Source organism: Streptomyces sp. CO7, from assembly GCF_053474865.1.
This window is the reverse complement of record NZ_JBRIOU010000005.1, coordinates 534695-554392: the sequence shown is the minus strand read 5'-3', so window position 1 is coordinate 554392 and position 19698 is coordinate 534695. Positions and strand designations below refer to the sequence as shown.

The 19698-nt window shown below is 72.1% G+C and carries 14 protein-coding genes; 4 read left to right on the top strand and 10 right to left on the bottom strand.

Translation table 11 applies throughout. The features are described 5' to 3' along the window. Positions 1-62: 62 nt before the first annotated feature. The gene (ppdK, locus tag ACOV8S_RS20995; RefSeq protein ID WP_448319354.1) at positions 63-2813 is read right to left on the bottom strand and encodes a pyruvate, phosphate dikinase; all 2751 of its coding nucleotides are present in this window, start codon (positions 2811-2813) and stop codon (positions 63-65) included. A 947-nt stretch (positions 2814-3760) separates the two neighbouring features. On the opposite strand from ppdK, the gene ACOV8S_RS20990 reads away from it, so the two are divergent. Next, positions 3761-5290: an MGH1-like glycoside hydrolase domain-containing protein gene (locus tag ACOV8S_RS20990; RefSeq protein ID WP_448319353.1), complete on the top strand. Its 1530-nt coding sequence runs from the start codon at positions 3761-3763 to the stop codon at positions 5288-5290. Between the two features lie 396 nt (positions 5291-5686). Next, positions 5687-6925 carry a glycoside hydrolase family 6 protein gene (locus ACOV8S_RS20985; protein ID WP_448319352.1) on the top strand — a complete coding sequence of 413 codons (1239 nt, stop codon included), beginning with the start codon at positions 5687-5689 and terminating at the stop codon, positions 6923-6925. Between the two features lie 102 nt (positions 6926-7027). On the opposite strand, the gene dusB is transcribed toward ACOV8S_RS20985, so the two are convergent. The 7 genes from dusB to ACOV8S_RS20950 all read right to left on the bottom strand — a co-directional run bounded on the left by dusB (position 7028) and on the right by ACOV8S_RS20950 (position 16292). Further along, a complete protein-coding gene (gene dusB, locus ACOV8S_RS20980; protein ID WP_448319350.1) occupies positions 7028-8167 on the bottom strand; it encodes a tRNA dihydrouridine synthase DusB in 1140 nt (379 codons plus the stop codon). A 42-nt stretch (positions 8168-8209) separates the two neighbouring features. Beyond that, complete coding sequence (locus ACOV8S_RS20975; RefSeq protein WP_448319348.1) at positions 8210-10672, bottom strand: ATP-binding protein; 2463 nt, start codon at positions 10670-10672, stop codon at positions 8210-8212. Positions 10673-10681: 9 nt separating this feature from the next. Continuing rightward, positions 10682-11071: a hypothetical protein gene (locus ACOV8S_RS20970; RefSeq protein ID WP_448319346.1), complete on the bottom strand. Its 390-nt coding sequence runs from the start codon at positions 11069-11071 to the stop codon at positions 10682-10684. A gap of 274 nt (positions 11072-11345) precedes the next feature. Next, positions 11346-13970, bottom strand: a complete 2625-nt coding sequence (locus ACOV8S_RS20965) for a S8 family serine peptidase (protein WP_448319477.1) — start codon at positions 13968-13970, stop codon at positions 11346-11348. Positions 13971-14132: 162 nt separating this feature from the next. Further along, on the bottom strand, positions 14133-15098 hold the full coding sequence (locus tag ACOV8S_RS20960) for a helix-turn-helix domain-containing protein (protein WP_448319345.1): 966 nt from the start codon (positions 15096-15098) through the stop codon (positions 14133-14135). Positions 15099-15246: 148 nt separating this feature from the next. Further along, positions 15247-15456: a DUF397 domain-containing protein gene (locus ACOV8S_RS20955; RefSeq protein WP_448319343.1), complete on the bottom strand. Its 210-nt coding sequence runs from the start codon at positions 15454-15456 to the stop codon at positions 15247-15249. Then, positions 15453-16292, bottom strand: a complete 840-nt coding sequence (locus ACOV8S_RS20950; protein ID WP_448319476.1) for a helix-turn-helix domain-containing protein — start codon at positions 16290-16292, stop codon at positions 15453-15455. Before ACOV8S_RS20950 ends, ACOV8S_RS20955 begins: the two co-directional genes overlap by 4 nt. Positions 16293-16396: 104 nt before the next feature. On the opposite strand from ACOV8S_RS20950, the gene ACOV8S_RS20945 reads away from it, so the two are divergent. Beyond that, positions 16397-16903 (top strand): ATP-binding protein, encoded by a 507-nt coding sequence (locus tag ACOV8S_RS20945; RefSeq protein ID WP_448319342.1) that lies wholly within the window; start codon positions 16397-16399, stop codon positions 16901-16903. 20 nt (positions 16904-16923) lie between these two features. Here ACOV8S_RS20945 and ACOV8S_RS20940 read toward each other — a convergent pair whose 3' ends face one another. Continuing rightward, complete coding sequence (locus ACOV8S_RS20940) at positions 16924-17526, bottom strand: TetR/AcrR family transcriptional regulator (protein WP_448319341.1); 603 nt, start codon at positions 17524-17526, stop codon at positions 16924-16926. Between the two features lie 64 nt (positions 17527-17590). On the opposite strand from ACOV8S_RS20940, the gene ACOV8S_RS20935 reads away from it, so the two are divergent. Beyond that, positions 17591-18481, top strand: a complete 891-nt coding sequence (locus ACOV8S_RS20935) for an NAD(P)H-binding protein (RefSeq protein ID WP_448319339.1) — start codon at positions 17591-17593, stop codon at positions 18479-18481. 59 nt (positions 18482-18540) lie between these two features. Here the strand turns inward: ACOV8S_RS20935 and ACOV8S_RS20930 are convergent, their stop codons facing one another. Next, complete coding sequence (locus ACOV8S_RS20930; protein WP_448319337.1) at positions 18541-19515, bottom strand: GlxA family transcriptional regulator; 975 nt, start codon at positions 19513-19515, stop codon at positions 18541-18543. Positions 19516-19698: the final 183 nt, after the last annotated feature.

Sequence of the window (19698 nt, the reverse complement as noted above, 5' to 3'; positions counted from 1 at the left end):
GTGCACATCCCCGCCGGACCGGAAGCGCGGGAGCGTGGGGGCGCGAAGCCCCACGTCCCGGGTCAGCGGAAGTCGCTGCCCTCCGACTCCGTCGCCGCACGGCCCGCCTCGAGCCGCGCCACCGGGATCCGGAACGGCGAGCAGGAGACGTAGTCGAGGCCGACCTCGTGGAAGAAGTGGACCGAGTCCGGGTCGCCGCCGTGCTCGCCGCAGACGCCGAGCTTGATGTCGGGCCGGGTGGCCCGGCCGCGCTCGACGCCCATGCGGACCAGCTCGCCCACGCCGTCCCGGTCGATGGTCTCGAACGGGCTGACGCCGAAGATGCCCTTCTCCAGGTACTGGGAGAAGAAGGAGGCCTCGACGTCGTCGCGGCTGAAGCCCCAGGTGGTCTGGGTCAGGTCGTTGGTGCCGAAGGAGAAGAACTCCGCGGCCTCGGCGATCTGACCGGCGGTCACCGCGGCGCGCGGCAGCTCGATCATGGTGCCGATGGTGATGCCGAGGGTCGCGCCCGAGGCCGCCTGGACCTCGCGGATGACCTGCTCGGCCTCGTCGCGGACGATCTCGAGCTCCTGCACCGTGCCGACCAGCGGGATCATGATCTCCGCGCGCGGGTCGCCGCCCGCCGCCTTGCGCTCGGCGGCGGCCTCCGCGATGGCGCGCACCTGCATGACGAACAGGCCGGGGATGACCAGGCCGAGGCGCACGCCGCGCAGGCCGAGCATCGGGTTCTGCTCGTGCAGGCGCCGCACGCAGTGGAGCAGGCGCTGGGAGTCGGAGACGTCCTCGCCCTTGGCCTCGGCGACGGCGACCTTCACCGACAGCTCGGTGAGGTCGGGCAGGAACTCGTGCAGCGGCGGGTCGATCAGGCGGACGGTGACCGGGAGGCCGTCCATCGCCTCGAGGAGCTCGACGAAGTCGCCCTTCTGCAGCGGCAGGAGCTGCGTGAGGGCGTCCTCCTGGCCCTGCTTGTCCTCGGCGAGGATCAGCCGCTCGACGAGCTCGCGGCGGTCGCCGAGGAACATGTGCTCGGTGCGGCACAGGCCGATGCCCTGGGCGCCGAAGCGGCGGGCGCGGGCGGCGTCCTCGGCGTTGTCGGCGTTCGCGCGCACCTTCAGGCGGCGCTCGCCGTCGGCGAAGGTCATGATCCGGTCGACGGCCTTGACCAGTTCGTCGGCGTCCGCGGCGGCCGCGTCGGCGGTGCCCTCGAAGTACTCGACGACCGGCGACGGTACGACCGGTACCTCGCCGAGGTAGACCTTGCCGCTGGAGCCGTCGATGGAGATGACGTCGCCCTCGGCGACCACGCCGCCGCCCGGCACGGTCATCTTCCGCGCCTTGACGTCGACCTCGAGCTCCTCGGCGCCGCAGACACAGGTCTTGCCCATGCCGCGGGCGACGACGGCGGCGTGCGAGGTCTTGCCGCCGCGGGAGGTCAGGATGCCCTCGGCGGCGATCATGCCGTCGAGGTCGTCGGGGTTGGTCTCCCGGCGGACCAGGATGACCTTCTCACCGCGGGCGGCCCACTCGACGGCGGCCTTGGAGGAGAAGACGGCCCTGCCGACGGCGGCGCCCGGGGAGGCGGCGATGCCCTTGCCGGCCTGCTCCGCCTTCGCGTCGGTGTCGAAGCGGGGGAACATCAGCTGGGCGAGCTGCGCGCCGGTGACCCGCTGCAGCGCCTCGGCCTCGTCGATCAGGCCCTGGTCGACCAGCTGGGTGGCGATGCGGAAGGCGGCGCCCGCGGTGCGCTTGCCGACGCGGGTCTGCAGCATCCACAGCTTGCCGCGCTCGATGGTGAACTCGATGTCGCAGAGGTCCCGGTAGTGGTTCTCCAGGGTCTCCATGATGTCCATCAGCTGGTCGTACGACGTCTTGTCGATCGACTCGAGCTCGGCGAGCGGCACCGTGTTGCGGATGCCGGCGACGACGTCCTCGCCCTGCGCGTTCTGCAGGTAGTCGCCGTACACGCCCTGGTGGCCGGAGGCGGGGTCACGGGTGAACGCGACGCCGGTGCCGGAGTCGTCGCCGAGGTTGCCGAAGACCATGGAGCAGACGTTGACCGCGGTGCCGAGGTCACCGGGGATGCGCTCCTGACGGCGGTACAGCTTGGCGCGGTCGGTGTTCCAGGAGTCGAAGACCGCCTTGATGGCGAGGTCCATCTGCTCGCGCGGGTCCTGCGGGAAGTCACGGCCGGCCTCGGTGCGCACGATCTCCTTGAAGCGGGCGACCAGCCGCTTCATGTCGTCCGCGTCGAGTGCCGTGTCCACGGCGACGCCCTTGGCCTCCTTGGCCTCGTCGATGGCGTCCTCGAAGAGGTCGCCCTCCACGCCGAGCACCGTCTTGCCGAACATCTGGATGAGGCGGCGGTAGGAGTCCCAGGCGAACCGCTCGTTGCCGGCCTGACGGGCCAGGCCCTCGACGGAGGCGTCGGAGAGACCGATGTTGAGGACGGTGTCCATCATGCCCGGCATGGAGAACTTGGCGCCGGAGCGGACGGAGACCAGGAGAGGGTTGTCGGCCTGGCCGAGCTTCTTGCCCATGCCGCGCTCCAGTGTGTCGAGGTGCGCACTCACCTCGTCACGCAGTGCCACGGGCTCGCGGCCGCTCTCCAGGTAGACCTTGCAGGCCTCGGTGGTGATGGTGAAGCCGGGAGGTACGGGAAGACCCAGATTGGTCATCTCCGCGAGGTTCGCGCCTTTTCCACCGAGGAGGTCCTTGAGGTCCTTGTTCCCCTCGGTGAAGTCGTACACGAACTTCACCTTCTCAACGCTTGCACCGGACTGGTGGGCCTCGCTGCGGTCTTTGTTTACCAACACGGTTCTCGACTCCTCGAGGACGCGATGACTGCCCTGACGGCGAGGAACATACCCAGATCCAGGGGTTATGGGTACGTCCGCCTTCGAAGCTTCTGCCGCGGAGGGGCCTCGACCGATGATCACCAAGTCAAGACTTGGCAAGCTTCTGCCGTTCCATGTGTTCAACTCTTGAACGGACACACCCAGAAGGAGCGGGGTCACTGCTCAGATGAGCGGGGTTGTAGCTCGTCTGAATTTGACCGATGAACGATCATCGAATGGCACCCAGTGCCACGGGTTGATGTTGTGCAGTCAGCGTCACAACGCTCATCTGAGCGGGTGATCTATCAGGGGTGGCGAGAATCACGCCCCGGCGGGTGCCGGATTTCACCATCCGGACCCCCCTCGTGCGACCGCCCCGCCTGCACACTTGGAGGGCGAACCGCCGGCCGGCGCCCTTCACGGGCGCGCACCGGCCGCCATCCCGGCGGCGGAGGAGGCGGGTGGAGGCGTGGTGTTCCGGACAGATCTCGGACGATCTTCCGACCGCACCGCGTCCACCGCACCGGGGCCTCGGAGAACCCGTGAGGAGCCGGTCACCGCGCGAAGTGCGGGGCGTCTCACAGGCCGCCCGCCGCTGAGGGGTTACCGCAGGTCAGCCCCACCGGCGCGAGCGGCCGCGGGCGTTGGGCGGAGGTCGCCGGACACGCCGACCCTTGTGTTTTGTGAAATGTCGATTACATGATGGTTTCGCGTGCTTAATAGACCTACCCTCCGGCAGATCTGATGGAGTGTGTGACGCCCGTCACACGGTCACGTCAGGTCCGCCTCTCTATTCGATCTCGTTGGAGAGAGCCCTCGTGGACACCCCAGCCCCTGCCGACGTCGGTCACGCCCGACAGACGGAGACCGCGGAACAGACCGCGGAGCCTGCGGATCCCGTCCACCTACTCCCCTCCTCGGCCCCCGTGACGGCCACCACGGCCGACGCGGCCACCGCCACTGCCCCGGCGACCGCCGCCGCCGTCACCGAACCCGCCACCGGCGCCGACATCGTCTTCGCCCCGTCCTCCCTCGCCGGCTCGCTGCACGCCCGGGCGGCCCTGGTCCTGGAGGGCAACTGGCAGGGCGCCTCGACCGTGCCCTCGCGTTCGCTCTACCCCCACCAGTGGTCGTGGGACTCCGCGTTCATCGCCATCGGCCTGCGCCACCTCTCCCCGGCGCGCGCGCAGACCGAGCTGCGGACGCTCTTCGCCTCCCAGTGGGACGACGGCCGGATCCCGCACATCGTCTTCAACCCCGCCGTGCCGCACGACGCCTACTTCCCCAGCCCCGACTTCTGGCGCTCCCGCACCGACGGCCGCCCCTCGGGCGCACCGCCGGTCATGCAGACCTCGGGCATCGTCCAGCCGCCGGTGCACGCGCTGGCCGTGTGGCTGACGCACCGAGCGGACCCGGGCCTGTCGCGGACCGAGGGCTTCCTGCGCCGCGCCTACCCGAAGCTGGTGTCCTGGCACAACTACCTGCTGCGCCACCGCGACCTGGGCGGCGGCGGGCTGGTCAGCGTGGTGCACCCGTGGGAACAGGGCATGGACAACAGCCCCTGCTGGGACCCGCCGCTGTCCCGGGTGACGCCCGCCCCGACGGGTTCCTTCACCCGCGCGGACCTGGCGCACGGCGCACCCGAGGACCGTCCCACCGACCTGGACTACGGCCGCTACGTGAAGCTGGCCATGGACTACCGGGACCGGGGCTACGTCGACGGCGGCGGTGAATTCGCCGTCGAGGACCCCTCGTTCAACGCGCTGCTGATCGCCTCCGAGCACGCGCTGGGCATGATCGAGGCGGAGCTCGGCATCGACCCCGCACCCCGGCACGCCCGCGCCGCGCGGCTCACCCGTGTCCTGGTGGACCGGCTGTGGGACGAGCGGCACGGCGTCTTCCTCTGCCGTGACGTCCTCGCGGGCGAGTCCGGCGAGCTGGTCGAGGAGCACGGGGTGGCCGGGCTGCTCCCCCTGATACTGCCCACGCTGCCCGAGGAGGTCGTCGCCCGGCTGGTGGAGACCCTCACCGGTCCGCGGTTCGGCCTCGGCTCGTCCACCCGGCTGGTGCCGAGCTACGACCTGACCGGCGCCTGCTTCGACCCGCACCGGTACTGGCGCGGCCCGGCCTGGTTCAACGTCGGCTGGCTTGTGGAGCGCGGTCTGCGGATGCACGGCCGCACCGGACTCGCCGCCGGTCTGCGCGAGGCGCTGGTCGCGACGGCGGACTCCTCCGACTTCGCGGAGTACGTGGACCCGTTCACCGGCGAGGCGTGCGGCGCGCGGGAGTTCTCCTGGACCGCCGCGCTCACGCTGGACCTCCTGCACGGTTCCGAGGACGCGCTCGACGAGATCGCCCGCTCCATCCGCACGGCCGTGCAGGACCGCACCGCTCCCGCCGGCGCACCCGCCACGCCGCCGGGCACGCCCACCGCGACACCGGCGCCCGCGGCCTAGGTCCTGGGCCTGGGCCTGCGACGGAAAACCGCGGAAAACCGCAGGACTGCCCGCACGGGGCCGTGTCAGAGTCCCCGCATGTCCAGCGACATCGCTTAGCGCCGCCACAACCGGGACGGCTATGAGGACCGCTTCGCGCAGTGGCTCGCCGAGCAAGTATGTCAGCACGTGATCGAGCCCCCGCATGAGCGCTGAACGCCCCGGAACGCCTCCCGTGCCGGGGCGTCGGCGTACCCAGGGAGGGACCGGTGTGGCCCGGCGGGCACCTGGGACGTGTCCGATCCCTTGACATGGGCACGGGCCCACTGGCTTGATGGCCTCCGCACCCTGCTGGGAGCGCTCCCACAACGGTTTAGCTCCCACCGTCGTCGCCATCGACTGTGAAAGGTCCGATCCGTGCGCCTCATACCCAAGGCCCGCTCCGGCTTCGCCGCCGCGGCCGCGGCCACCGCCCTGTTAGGTCTGTGCATGACCCCGGCCGCGGCGCGTGACGCCTCCGTCGCGGGCCAGCCGCGGACCGCGCCCGCCGCCGCCGCCTCCACCGGGCACACGCTCGCCCCGGGCACCAAGTTCTACATCGAGGGCAACAGCAAGGCCTTCGCGCAGGCCCTCACCGACCGCAAGGCGGGGGACACGGCGAACGCGAAGCTGATGGACGCGATGGCGTCCTACCCGGTCGCGCAGTGGTTCACCGGTTCCACCACCCTGCAGCAGACGACCGACGCGATGAAGCTGCTCCAGTCGAAGGCCGCGCCCCAGCAGCGGGTCCCGGTCACCGTCGCCTACAACGTGCCGGGCCGCGACTGCTCGCAGTACTCGGCCGGCGGCGCCTCCAACAGCGCGGAGTACGCCGCCTGGGTCGACGCCCTCGCCAAGGGCATCGGCGACAAGAAGACCGTGGTCATCCTCGAGCCCGACGGCCTGGCCCTCTCCCCCACCTTCTGCGGCGGGACCGCCGAGCAGCAGGCCACCCGGCTGGAGGAGATCAACGACGCGGTGGACCGGCTGGCGCAGCAGCCCGGCACGGTCACCTACCTGGACGCCGGTCACAGCTCCTGGCACGCCGTCGGCGACATCGCCAAGCTGCTCATCGACGGCGGAGTCGCCAGGGCGCAGGGCTTCTTCCTCAACGTCTCCAACTACCGTACCGACAGCGAGCTGATCCGCTACGGCACCCTGATCTCCAAGTGCATCTGGTACCTGCAGAACACCGAGGGCGCCGCGCCGGGTGACTGTGCCAACCAGTACTGGCCGGCCGCCGACGCCGACAGCTGGTACGCCTCGCACGTGCCGGCCGGCGCGCAGCTGACCCACTTCGTGATCGACACCAGCCGCAACGGCAAGGGCCCCTGGACGCCGACCGCGACCTACCCGGACCCGCAGGACTGGTGCAACCCGCCGAACCGCGGCCTCGGGGTGCGCCCCACCAGCCAGACCGGCGTCCCGCTGCTCGACGCGTACCTGTGGATCAAGGTCCCCGGTGAGTCCGACGGCAGCTGCACCCGCGGCACCGCCGGACCCGAGGACCCCGAGTACGGCATCGTCGACCCGGCGGCCGGGGCGTGGTGGCCGGACCAGGCGCACGGCTTGGCGGCCAACGCGGTCCCGGCGCTGAAGTTCAACACCGACTGGTGAGCCGCGGCCGGTAGGCCGCAGGCCTCCCGGTGACGTCCGCACGGACGGACGGCCCCGCCCCCTCCCCGGGGCGTGGCCGTCCGTCGTTTCCTCTCGTGGCCGTCAGCCGCCCGAGGTGTCCGATTCCGCGTCGGCGGCGACGCCGGAGCAGTCGTAGGGGTCGTCGAGCCAGCCGTCCGGCAGGGCGACCCGGTTGTTGCCGGAGGTGCGGCCGCGCGGGCCGTCGGCGCCGAGGGGCCAGGGCTGGTCGAGGTCCAGCTCGTCGAGCCCGGCGCGCAGGTCGGCGAGCGTCGACGTGATCGCCAGGCGCTTGCGCATCTCGGAGCCGACCGCGAAGCCCTTGAGGTACCAGGCGACGTGCTTGCGGAAGTCGATGACGCCGCGGGCCTCGTCGCCGATCCACTCGCCGAGCAGGGTGGCGTGCCGGACCATCGCGTCGGCCACCTCCCGCAGGGTGGGGGCGACCCGGTCCTCGCGGCCCTCGAAGGCGGCGACCAGGTCGGCGAAGAGCCACGGGCGGCCCAGGCAGCCGCGGCCGACGACCACGCCGTCGCAGCCGGTCTCGCGGACCATCCGCAGGGCGTCCTCGGCGCACCAGATGTCGCCGTTGCCCAGCACCGGGATCTCCGGCACCTGCTCCTTGAGGCGCGCGATGGCGTCCCAGTCGGCGGTGCCGCCGTAGTGCTGGGCGGTGGTGCGGCCGTGCAGGGCGATGGCGGTGACGCCCTCCTCCACGGCGATGCGGCCGGCGTCCAGGTAGGTGAGGTGGTCGTCGTCGATGCCCTTGCGCATCTTCATCGTGACCGGCAGCGCCCCGGCCTCGGTGACCGCCTCGCGCAGGATGGAGCGCAGCAGGTGCCGCTTGTACGGCAGCGCGGAGCCGCCGCCCTTGCGGGTCACCTTGGGCACCGGGCAGCCGAAGTTCAGGTCGATGTGGTCGGCGAGGTCCTCGTCGACGATCATCCGGACCGCCTTGCCCACGGTGACCGGGTCCACGCCGTACAGCTGGATCGACCGCGGCTTCTCGCTCGCGTCGAAGTGGATCAGCTGCATGGTCTTCTCGTTGCGCTCGACCAGCGCGCGCGTGGTGATCATCTCGCTGACGAACAGGCCCTTGCCGCCGCTGAACTCCCGGCACAGGGTGCGGAAGGGCGCGTTGGTGATTCCGGCCATGGGGGCGAGCACCACCGGCGGCTGGACGGTGTGCGGGCCGATCTGGAGAGGGGTGACGGGCGTGGACATTGCCCCATTGTCCCCCACCGCGGGGGTGGGACGGGAATGCCTTCAGCCCGTTCGTCCGCCAGGGGCCTCGTCCCGGTCGTCCGGGTCGGTCGCGCCTTCCGCGCACGCACGGGAGGTGGCCGCCTCCTCCTCCGCCCCGGCCCGCGTGTACGCCGAGGCGGACGCGTGCCACGCGTCACGCACCCGGGTCCCGTCCGCGCCGGCGAGGGCCAGGGTCGTGGCCAGCTCACTCCACGCCTCTCCGGTGCCGAACCAGTCCTGGGCCTCGGCCAGCATGTCGGCAGCGCGCTGCCCGGCCTCCACTGCCTCGTCGAAGCGCCCCAGGCCCCGCAGAGCGCTGCCGAGGTTGTTCCAGGCCATGGCTGCGCCGTAGGTGTCGTCGGTCTCCTGGTAGAGGCCGAGGGCAGTCGTGTGGGCCTCCAGCGCCTCCTCGAAGCGCCCCAGTGCGTCGAGCGTGCCGCCGAGGTTGTGCCGGACCACCGCTTCCCCGTGGGTGTCGCCGGCCTCCTGGCGAAAACCGAGGGCAGCCGTGTGCGCCTCCAGCGCCTCCTCGAAGCGCCCCATCAGGTGGAGCACGCCGCCGAGATTGTTCCGGACCACCGCTTCGCCCAGGGTGTCACCCATCTGCTGGTAGAGGCCGAGGGCGGTCGCGTACGCGTGCAGCGCCTCCTCGGAACGCCCCACTTCGTGCAGCGCGCCGCCGAGATTGTTCAGAACCCCGGCCTCGTCGTTCGTGCTGCCGGTCTGCCGGAAGAGGCCACGGGCAGTCGTGTACGCGTGCAGCGCCTCCTCGAAGCGCCGCAGTTTGCCGAGCGTGCTGCCGAGGTTGTTCCAGGCCACGGCTTCCCCGTGGGTGTAGCCGGTCTTCCTGTAGAGGCCGCGGGCGGTCGTGTGCGCGTCCAACGCCTCCTCGAAGCGCCGCAACGCACGAAGCGCGGTGCCAAGGTTGTTCCAGGCGACAGCCTCGTTGTGAGGGTCCTCGAGGACCTTGCAGGCGTCGAGAGCGAGGGAGCACACCACGAGACAGTCCCGCAGGCGACGGCGCCATCTCAGGTAGGTGGGGAGCGCGAAGCCGAGTTCTCGCCCGACGAGGGGGGGCGTGGTGCGGGCGGCCGCGACGAGGTTCTCGCGTTCGGAGTCCAGCCACGCCAGCGCTTGTTCCCTGTCGGGGAACCGGGGAGAGACCGGGCTGCCGGGCGGGTCGAGATGGGTGCCGGCGGCCTTGGCGTGCTCCACGTAGTGGTAGATCAGGCCGGCGCGGGCCTTCCCGTAGCGGCGGAGGGCGTCACGGCTCCGTGCCGTGACGCCCTCCGCCTGTTCGTGGGCGTAGGCGTGCAGCAGGTCGTGCATCCGCCAGCGGTCGCGGGCGGCCGGGTTGCGTTCGACGAGGTGGCCGGCGGCGAGCCGGGCGAGGAGACGTTCGGTGGCCGGCCGGGGCCGGCCGGCCAGAACGGTGGCGGCCGCGGTGGAGATGTCGGGGCCCGGGTTGAGGGACAGCAGGCGGAACAGGTCCTGTTCCTGGGGCAGCAGGCGTTGCAGGGACTGGTCGAAGACCGAGCGCAGGCTGCGCTCCCCGTCGTCCAGCCCGTCCAGGACGCTCTCCTCCTGGGTGAGGGCGTCGGCGCGCTCGGAAAGCGGCTGGCCGGGGTCCTGGACCAGAAGTGCCGCGGTGATCTGCAGGGCGAGCGGCAGGTACCCGCAGGCCAGGGCGACCCGCTCGGCCGCCCGCGGGTCCTCCCGCACGCGCGGGTCGTCGGGGTCGTTGCTGCGCAGTGCCGCGTCCAGCAGGGCGACGGCGTCCTCGGGCCTGAGCTGGTCGACGGTCCGCATCCGGCCGAGCCCGGGCAGTCGGTGCCGGGAGGTGACGAGCATCCCGTGGTGCCCGGGCGGGACCAGCGGTTCGACCTGGGCCGCCTGGGAGGCGTTGTCGGCGACGATCAGCAGCCGCTGCCCCGCCCTCTGACGATCGCCGAGCAGCGAGCGGTACAGGGCTTCTCGCACCGGGCCCGGCGGGGGAAGGTGCTTGGGCCGCACCCCCAGCGAGAGGAGGAACGCCTCCAGCGCGTCGTCGGCCTGGACCGGGTGGGAGTCGTAGCCGCGCAGGTCGATGAGCAGGACGCCGGTGAACCAGCCCCGCTCCTTCGCGGCGTGCCCGGCGGCGTGGGCGAGGGTGGTCTTCCCGACGCCGCCCCAGCCTGACAGCACGGCCGTCGCGGGGCCGTCGTCGGGGCGGTCCGGGTCCAGCACCCCCAGCGTGAAGGCGATGTCGTCCTCTCGCCCGGTGAAGCCCGCCGGGAGCCGCGGCAGGGCGTCCAGGGCGGTGGGCACCGGGGCGAAGCGCTGGACGTTCTTGATCTTCAGGGTGCCCTGTCCGACCACCTGGCTGTCGGTGAAGCCGGCGCCACGGAAGTCGTTGCGGACCGCGCGGCCCGTGGGCCCCTGCCCGGACCCCTGCGTCGTCCCGTTCTTCCTGCCCTTGCGCCTGGCGCGGTTCTTGCCGCCCACCCCGCGGTCCTACGTGTCGTGGTGGTTGTGCACGGTCATGGTGCCGCTGCCGAGGACCTGGCTGCTGGTGAAGGTCGCGCCCCGGAAGTCGTTGTGCACGGCCTGCGCGGGCGCGGCGGCCCCGGCCTGCGCGACCAGGGCCCGCACCTCGACGACGACGCTCTCGCGTTCCGCCTCGGCCAGCTCCTCGAGCAGGGTCTCCAGACGGGTCTGCCACCGGGCGACCTGCGCGGTCTGCACCAGCTCGGCGTCGGCGCCCTCCTGCGCGGCCTCCAGCACGGCCCGCGTCCGGTCCAGGCGCTCCAGCTCCACCTGCTCGCGCCCGGTCTCCCCGCGCCCGAGGAGCCGGGCGAAACCACCACGGATCCCGGTCCACGCGTCCGTTCCCGCAGCCTGCACGATCGCACCGCCCCCGGCGGCCGCGACAGCGACGAGCCCCTCCACCAACATGGCATCCCCCAGCCTCAACGGGCAGAGATGTCAGATTAGTTGAGCGCCCCGCGGCCGTGGGCGCTTTCACGCCATCGTGGCCCCGCACGGCCTGGCCGCCGGTGGACGCCGGACGTGGTGAGGCCCGCACCCGGGGAGCTGCGCCGGGTGCGGGCCTGGTCGGGGAGGCGGCCGGATCACCTCACGTCGGGGCAGGTGGCCTCGGGCCGGGAACAGCCGTACGTCAGGAGGTGACGGTCGCCTCCAGGTGGAAGGGGTTGCTCAGCAGCGGGCTGGTGCGGCGCGACTCGACGACGATCTCCCACACGCCGGCCTTCGGCTTGGCGAAGGTGCGGCTGCCCGAGGCGCACGCGCTCTCGTCGGAGAAGTGGGTGTAGCAGTTGAGGGAGCCCGCGGCTGCCTTCTCCGCGCTGATCCCCTCGGGGTTGAAGGCCCAGAACCGGGTCTGGCTGCCGTCGGCGACGCCGGAGAGGTCCACGGTGAGCGCGGTGGCCCCGGCCGGCACGGCCACGGTGTAGCGGGTCACCTCGTTGCGGTTCACCGTGGCGTCGGCGGCCCAGGGGGCGTCGGCGGTCACCGGGGTCGCGGCCTCGACGACCAGGAGGGTGGCGCGCTCCAGGCCGCGGACGTCCTCGTCGTCGATCCGCAGGACGGCGCTGTGGACGCCCTGGGTCGCGGGCTTCGCCGTCACCTGGACCACGGTGGGCACGTTCTTCTCCAGGACGACGCTCTCCGGGACCGAGAAGGTCCCGTCGTCGCCCTTGAGGCCGAGCGCGAAGGTCCGCGCCCCGTCCGCGCCGCCGGTGCGGGTCAGGGTGACGTCGTAGGTGCGGGACTCGCCGACGCCCTGGCCGCCGGCGTCGGGGGCGCAGCTGTTGAACAGGCCGGCGCCGGTGTGGGGCGTGGCCAGCTTGCCGGAGAGGACGGTGCAGACCGGGGCGGAGACGGTGACGTCCTGGCCGGTGTCGACGCCCTTGGACAGGAACGTCCACGCCTGCTCGACGTCGAACAGGCCGTATCCCTGGGCGACGGCGTCGACCTTGTTGTTGTAGTCCGCCGTGGAGAAGATCGCCTTGCGCAGCTCGGCCGGAGTGGCGCTGACGCCGCTCTGCCTGGCCGCCGACAGCAGCAGGGCGGCCGCGCCGGTGGCCTGCGGGGCGGCCATGGAGGTGCCGTTCAGGTGACTGTAACCGGTGGGCAGCGTGTAGCCGGTCTGCGCGACGGAGGCGCTGGGCATCCAGCGCGGCGTGGTGGAGACGGCCGAGCCCGGGGCCGTGATGTCGGGCTTCAGGCCGCCGTCCTCACGCGGGCCGCGCGAGGAGAAGGGGAAGACTCCGTCCTTGAACGCCACGGCGGAGCCGTAGTTGGACCACCAGGTCTCGCGGGTCACCGAGGCGCCGACGCTGACCACGTGGTCGGCGACGTTCGGGTCGCCCACCGTGTTGGTGCCCGCGCCGGAGTTGCCGGCCGAGATGAACATCTGGACGCCGGTCTCGTCGATCAGGCGGTTGTAGAGCAGCGCCATGGCGCTGTTGCCGTCGTTGAGCGCGGGGCTGGAGCCGATGGACATGTTGATGACGTCCACGCCGTACTTCGTGGCGAGGTCGATCATGCCGTCGTTGAGCGCGGCGCTGGAGCAGCCGGTCGACTGGCAGGCCTTCATCGAGACCAGCTTGGCGCCGGGGGCCTGGCCGTCCATGGCGCCGCCGAACATGCCGTTCGCGGCGGTGATGCCCGCGACATGCGTGCCGTGGTCGACGTCGAGGATGTTGAGGCCGAGGCCGGAGAACGTCGCGCTGAACTTCTTGAACTCGACGGTGAACGGCTGCCGTTCGTTGTGCGCGGTGGCCGGGTCGTCGGTGCCGAGGTAGCCGATCTGGTGGTCGACGCGGTACGCCCGGAGCAGCTCGTCGTCCTGGAAGACGTGGTCCTGGTCGGTGTCCACCCATATCGCGCCGTCGGAGGGACGGGCGACGGCCCCGAGGTAGGTGCCGGCGAGCGTCTGATCGGCTATCTGGGACTTCTGGAGCAGGCGGTTGGCCATGTAGAGCTCGCCGTCGGCCTCCGGCAGGGTCCAGGTGATGTTGTTCTTCACCACGGTGGTCCCGGTGACCTTGTTGGCCGAGGTGAGCAGCGACCAGGTCCGGTCGGTGAGCAGGTCGATGAAGTTGGTCGGGTTGCTCCCGGTCACCGTGTCCACCAGCTTGCGCTCGCCGGTGGTGGTCTCGGCCAGCGCGGGGTGGGTCGGGTCCACGCCCGTGTCCATGATGCCGATGGTCACGCCCCGCCCGTCGAAGGCCGGGTTCTTCGCCTTGAAGTCGACCGACCCGGTGTCGCGGGTCGGCATGTACGGGTTGTCGTCCCCCGTCTTCGCCGACGGCGCGGCCGGCAGCTCCGTCCCCGCCGCCTGCGTGACGGTTGCGGCACCGCTGTCCCCCGTGCCGGTGTCCTCCAGCTCCAGCAGCTCGTCGACGTCCGCCCGCAGGACGCCGTCCAGTGCGACGACCTTGTCGACGTCGGCGAATCCCACGTTGGCCTTGACGTAGCCGATCTCCGCGTCGGTCCGGGTCACGTCGGCGCCCAGCTCGGTGAGGGCTTGGCGGACCTCCTCCGTGCGGCCGTCCTTCACTGCGAGCATCACGGTCACGAAGTCGGGGACCGCGCGCTGCGCTCCCTGGGGAACGGTGCGCGCCCGGTGCTGCCGCTCGTAGGTGGCGACGAGGGCGCGGTCGTGGCTGCCGAGCTTGTCGGCGGCGGCCGTGGCGGCGGGAGCGGAGGTGTCCGCCTGCGCCGGTATCGCGGTCAGCGACATGCTGCCGGCAGCGACCACCGCGGCGAGCGCCGCCATGGTTCTCACGGCAGGCTTCGTGCGCTGGGTTCTGGGGGTGTTCATCGGCGTCCTATCCATGGAAGGCGTGTCGAACAGCGACACCGTTTCACCGCGGACGTGGCCGGAAAAAGCCTTTCGGCTGTCGGTTCAGTGCCTTGTCGCAAAGGCGACAAGGCCTGGTCAGACCCACTCCTGACGCGCGGCCTGCCACCCCAACTGCACCCGGCTCTGCGCGTTCGCGAGAGCCAGAAGACGCTTCACCCGGCGCTGGACGGTGCGCAGACTCACGTTCTGCTGGGAGGCGATGGCCTGGTCGGTGTAACCGGCGAGCAGCAGCGAGAGCAGGTGCCGGTCGTCGACGGACAACGGCCCCTCCTTGGCAGCCAGTACGGTCGGCACCGGGACCGCGGTCTCCCAGCAGCGGTCGAAGATCCAGCCGAGTGCGTCCACGATGTCGCGGTTGCGCAGGAGCAGGGCGGTGACGCTGTCGGGTCTGCTGCGGTTCGGCACGACGAGGGCGGCCCGGTCGTCGACAAGCATCGCCTTGAGCGGCACGTCCACCGCGACGCGCATCTCCTCGCCCAGCTCGGCCCATTTCTTGAGCAGCAAGGTGGTGTCCGAGCCGTCCTCGTCGAGGAGGGCCCGTTGGTAGACGACCCGGTAGCGCACGCCGGCCCGGAGGGCGTCCTGCTGACCGGGATTGTCGTCCGCCGTCACGGCGACGGCCGGCGGACGGACCAGGCTGCGGACCTGGTGCTGCGCCTCGCGCACCAGCTGCGCGTAGCGCCTCGCGAGGGTTTCCGCCCCCTCGATCACCTCCGTCTGGTCGGCGGGTCCGTACCCGGCGTGGCTGCGGTACCGCTGGGTCAGCTCGGCGATGGCGTGCCGGGTGCGGCGCGCGTCGTCCATGCGGTGGAGCATCAGCAGGTTCAGATTGACGTCGGGCGGGGTGACCCGCAGACCGCGCCGGCTGCCGGTCAGCCGCGCCACCAGGCCCTTGTCCTCCAGCCCGGCGAGCGCGGCCTCCACCGCGGGCAGGTCCATTCCGATGCGGCCGGCCACTTCCCGGGCGTCGTCGGCGGCCCGGTCGACGAGTGCGACGTACACCCGCTCCTCGGCCGGTGGAACCCCGATCCCTTCCAGCATGCTTCGCCCTCTCGTGCGCCCCCGCTCATGGTTGCGCCGATCTTGGGGCGCGTGGGACCGCAGGTCAACGGTCATGTCGCGGAGCGAGACGTGACGCGACGAGGCCCCGCCGCGTCACGTACACGGCGGGGCCTGCGAGGACGTCCGGTCAGACGGTGCGGAACGCGTCCGCCTTGACGCCGGCGACGAAGGCGGCGAACGAGGCGGCGGGCAGCGACAGGACCGCGCCGGCGGGGTTCTTGGAGTCCCGCACCGGCACGACGCCGCGGGAAGGGACGAGGTTCACGGCGACCTCGACGCAGTTTCCGCCGTTGTTGCTGTACGAGGAGGTGAACCAGCGGGGGGATTCGGTCGTCACGGAGTGCCCTTTCGTAGCTGGTTGATCAAAGCGACGGACGCCGCCTGGGACAGCGCTTCGGCCTGTAGCTGATGGTAGGCCGTCAACATCGGCAGAACTGACGCAGTTTCACGGTCGAGGTGCCCCTGGGACTGCGACTCCGCGTAGCAGACGATGGAGCGGTCCGCCAAGGTCAGCAGGTTGACCGGCAGGTCGAACGGACGCCGCTCCCCCATCTCGAAGGGCGCGATCTGCAGCACCGTGTTGGGCCGGTCCGCGAACTCCCGCAGCCGGTCCAGTTGCGCCCCCATGACCTTGCCGCCGCCGACGGGGCGCCGGATGCAGCTCTCGTCCATGACGACGAACACCATCGGCGGATTCTGCCGCTCCAAGGCCCGTTGCCGCGAGGCGAGGAGGTCCAGCCGCTCGGCCGCCTGCTCGGGAGTGGCGGCACCACGCTGGACGGCGCTCTCGGCGAGGACCCGTGCGTAATCGGGCGTCTGGAGGAGCCCCGGGACGATGCCGATCTCGAAGAGCCGGAGCTCCACGGCTCTGCCCTCGAAGGACAGGTACTCGGGGAAGCCCTCCAGCAGGCTCCCCTGCCGCATGTCACGCCACTCCCGCTCGAACGCCTCCGAGGTGCCCGCGACACCGAAGACCTGATCGGCCTTGCGCGAGAACGGGAGGGTTGGCGGTTTGCGACCAGTTTCCACGGCGGAAATGTGCTGGCTCGAATACTCCAGGCGCGCCGCCAAATCCTCCTGGCTCCAGTCGCGGTCCTCCCTCAGCCTGCGGACGCGCGCTCCGTACGCGGCCCTGGGGCTGCTTTCGGGGTTCAGCACCTTCCGGTTGACCACGTCGCACACCAACCCTTCCTTCGGAATCGGCTAGTTGAAGGGATGTCGACTCTAGGTCACGCTGAGCCCCCTTGGTAGTCACTCCGTCACGGAGAGGAGTTGCCGTGGTCACCCCCCAGAGGTCCCCGCACCTGCAGGAACACCCGGAGAACGCCGCGTCGCCCGCCCTGCCGCCCCGCCGCCGAATCAGCCTCACGAGTGAGCCGGCCGCACGCCCCGTCGATCTGACGCTCCCCCGCGAGGCACGGTCCGTGGCGCTGGCCCGCCGGTTCGCCGTGGACCGCGTGCGCGAGGAGCTGCCGAGCCCCTCGGACGAACTGCTCGACCGCGTAAGCCTGGTGACGTCCGAGCTGGCGACGAACGGCGTCAAGTACGGCGCACGCGACGACGACATGATCGGCGTGACGGTACGGGTCACCGCGGACCAGGTGCGGATCGAGGTCCACGACCCGAACCGCACCCGCCCCCGGATGCGCAGCGCGGCGGACCGGCGACGGCGCAACCACGGCAACGGGCTGCACATCGTCGCCACGCTCACGGACGGGCGGTGGGGCGTGGCTGCGCGACCGTTCGGCAAGTACGTCTGGGCGGAGATCCCGCACGCCCCGTGACGCCGCCGCGCCGCGGGCCGTCAGCCCAGTCGGGCGAAGGCGTGGTCCGCGTCCGCGACGGCCTCCGCGTGCACCTCACGGGCGGAGCATCCGTCGGCGATCCGCTGCCAGTTGGCGCGGGCGAGCACCCGCTGCACGGCGATCACCTGCGCGGCCAGCAGCCGGGCCGGGAGGTCCGGGCCCGGGTCGAGGGACTCAGCCAGCGCCTGCTCGTCCTCCTGCGTGTACTGCGTGAGGCGTCCCGCAAGGCTCGGCGTGGTGAAGACCAGCCGGTGGAACTCCACCACGACCGGGTGGTCGTTGAGGCCGGTCACCGGTTCGTACCGGTCGAGGCCCGCGCGGAAGTGCCGGTGCAGGGCGGTCACGGGCGGGACGCCGGGTCCGCGGTCGCGCACGACGCGCGCGGCCTCGCCCTGGTGGTCCGCGAACCGGTGGAGGACCAGGTCCTCCTTGGTGGGGAAGTACCGGAAGAGCGTCGGCTTGGAGACCTCTGCCGCGGCGGCGATGTCGTTGACCGAGACCTTGTCGAATCCGTGCGCGAGGAAGAGCGAGATCGCCGCTTCGGCGATCGCGTCGCGGGTCCGCGCCTTCTTGCGGGCGCGCAGCCCCGTCGGATCGGTCACCTGGGGAGCTTAACATTCGTTACCGGGTTGCTTTTGTTACCCGGTAACGCGTTAGTGTGCGTCCATGACACGAACCCCTGCCCAGCCGGTCCTGGTCACCGGCGCCACCGGCCGGATCGGCCGCGCGGTCGTCGGCCGGCTCCTCGACGCGGGCGTGCCGGTGCGCGCCCTCACCCGTCGGCCGGAGGCGGCGACGACGCTGCCGGCCGGTGTCGAGGTCGTCACGGGCGACCTCACCGTGCCGGCGTCCCTCGACGAGGCGGCCCGGGGCGCCGGCGCGGTCTTCCTTCTCTGGACCGCGCCCCCGGCGACCGCCGAGGCGGTGGTCGAGCGTCTTGCGGCCCGCACGCGCCGCATCGTCCTCCTCTCCTCCCCGCACCGGACGCCGCACCCGTTCTTCCAGCAGCCCAACCCCATGGCGGCGTTCCACGCGGAGCTGGAGCGGCTCGTCGCGGACACGGGGGTGGAATCGACGGTCATCCGGCCGGGGATGTTCGCGTCGAACGCCGCGGCCTGGTGGGCGCCCTCCCTCCGCTCCGGCGACGTGGTCCGGTGGCCGTACGGCGCGGCCGAGACAGCACCGGTCGACGACCGTGACGTCGCGGCCGTCGCGGCGCGGACCCTGTACGAGGACGGGCACGCGGGCGGCGACTACGTGCTCACGGGCGCCGAGTCGCTGACCCAGGCGGCGCAGGTGGGCGTCATCGGGGAGGTGCTGGGGCGCCCCGTCCGGTTCGAGGAGATGTCCCCGGAGGAGTTCCGCCGCGAGACGGAGGGGCAGGCGCCTGGGCCGGTGGTCGACATGCTGCTCTCGGCGTGGAACGCGGCGGTCGGCGGGCCCGCGTACATCAGCTCCGCGGTCTCCGACGTCCTGGGGGTCCCGCCGAGGTCGTTCCGCCAGTGGGTCGCCGACCACGCCGGGACGTTCGCGCGGGGCTCCGCCCCCGCGCCCTGACGCCGACCGCCCGCCCTCCCGACGCCGGCCAGGTGGCGGTGCGGACCGGCCCGCCGGGGTCACCGGGTGCCGCGGAACGCCCGCCGGTACTCCCGGGGCGGGACGCCCACCGCGCGGACGAAGCCCGGCCGCAGCGCCACCGCCGAGCTGAAGCCGCAAAGGGCGGCGACCTCGCCGACCGGGAGGTCGGTCTCCTCCAGCAACCGCTGGGCCGCGAGCAGCCGTTGCTCCAGCAGCCACCGCAGCGGCGTGGTGCCGGTGGCCGCGGCGAAGCGGCGGGCGAAGGTGCGCTCCGACATCAGGGCGACGCGTGCCATGTCCCGTACGGTCCACGGGGCGTCGAGCGCGGCGAGGACCTCGCGCCGGGCCCGGGAGAGCGGGTCCTCCGTGCCGGCCACCGGGGTCGGCGGCACCGGCGAGGGGATGAACTGGGCCTGACCGCCCGCCCGGAACGGCGCCGTCACCATGGCCCGGGCGATGGCCGCCGCCGCCCGCTCGCCGCGTGCGGCGCGCACCAGGTGCAGGCACAGGTCGATGCCGGCTGCGACCCCGGCGGAGGTCCAGATCGCGCCGTCCCCGGTGAACAGCACGTCGGAGCGGACGTCCACCCCCGGGTGGCGGCGGGCCAGTTCACCCGCGAGCGCCCAGTGGGTGGTGGCGGTACGGCCCTCCAGCAGGCCCGCCTGCGCCAGCACGAACGCACCGGCGCACAGCGAGGCGATCGGGACGCCCCGTTCGTGCACCGCCCGCAGGGCCCGGGCCACGGCGGGGTCCACGGTGGCGCCGGCGTCCTCCAGGCCCGGCACCAGGACCAGGTCGCAGTCGAGCAGCCCCTCCAGGCCCGCGTCCGGCGCCCTCTCCAGCCCGCCGCCCAGCCGCACCCGCGCCCCGTCGGGGCCGCAGACGCGCAGGGTGAAGTCGGCGGCCCGGTTGGACCACACCTCGCAGATCACGGCGTAGTCGAAGACCCGTACGCCGTCGAGGAGCAGGCAGCCGACGGTGTGCAGGGGCGGGGAGGACGACGGCGGCGGCATGGCAGGAATCTATCGACCGTCGGCGCCGCCGCCGCTCACGGCCGGGGACCGCCGCGGCGCAGGGTGGGGGCATGACCTCATCGACCGGCGCGCCCGCGCCCTTCACCGTCCGTTACGTCGGCGGCCCCACCGCGGTCCTGGAGACCGGCGGGGTCCGCCTGCTCACCGACCCGACCCTCGAAC

What these genes read in the sequence shown, in the direction of transcription:
- ACOV8S_RS20930 (WP_448319337.1), bottom strand. Translation starts at nt 19,515, where the DNA reads ATGCCGCCGCCGTCGTCCTCCCCGCCCCTGCACACCGTCGGCTGCCTG.
- ACOV8S_RS20965 (WP_448319477.1), bottom strand. Translation starts at nt 13,970, where the DNA reads ATGGCGGCGCTCGCCGCGGTGGTCGCTGCCGGCAGCATGTCGCTGACC.
- ACOV8S_RS20935 (WP_448319339.1), top strand. Translation starts at nt 17,591, where the DNA reads ATGACACGAACCCCTGCCCAGCCGGTCCTGGTCACCGGCGCCACCGGC.
- ACOV8S_RS20960 (WP_448319345.1), bottom strand. Translation starts at nt 15,098, where the DNA reads ATGCTGGAAGGGATCGGGGTTCCACCGGCCGAGGAGCGGGTGTACGTC.
- dusB (WP_448319350.1), bottom strand. Translation starts at nt 8,167, where the DNA reads ATGTCCACGCCCGTCACCCCTCTCCAGATCGGCCCGCACACCGTCCAG.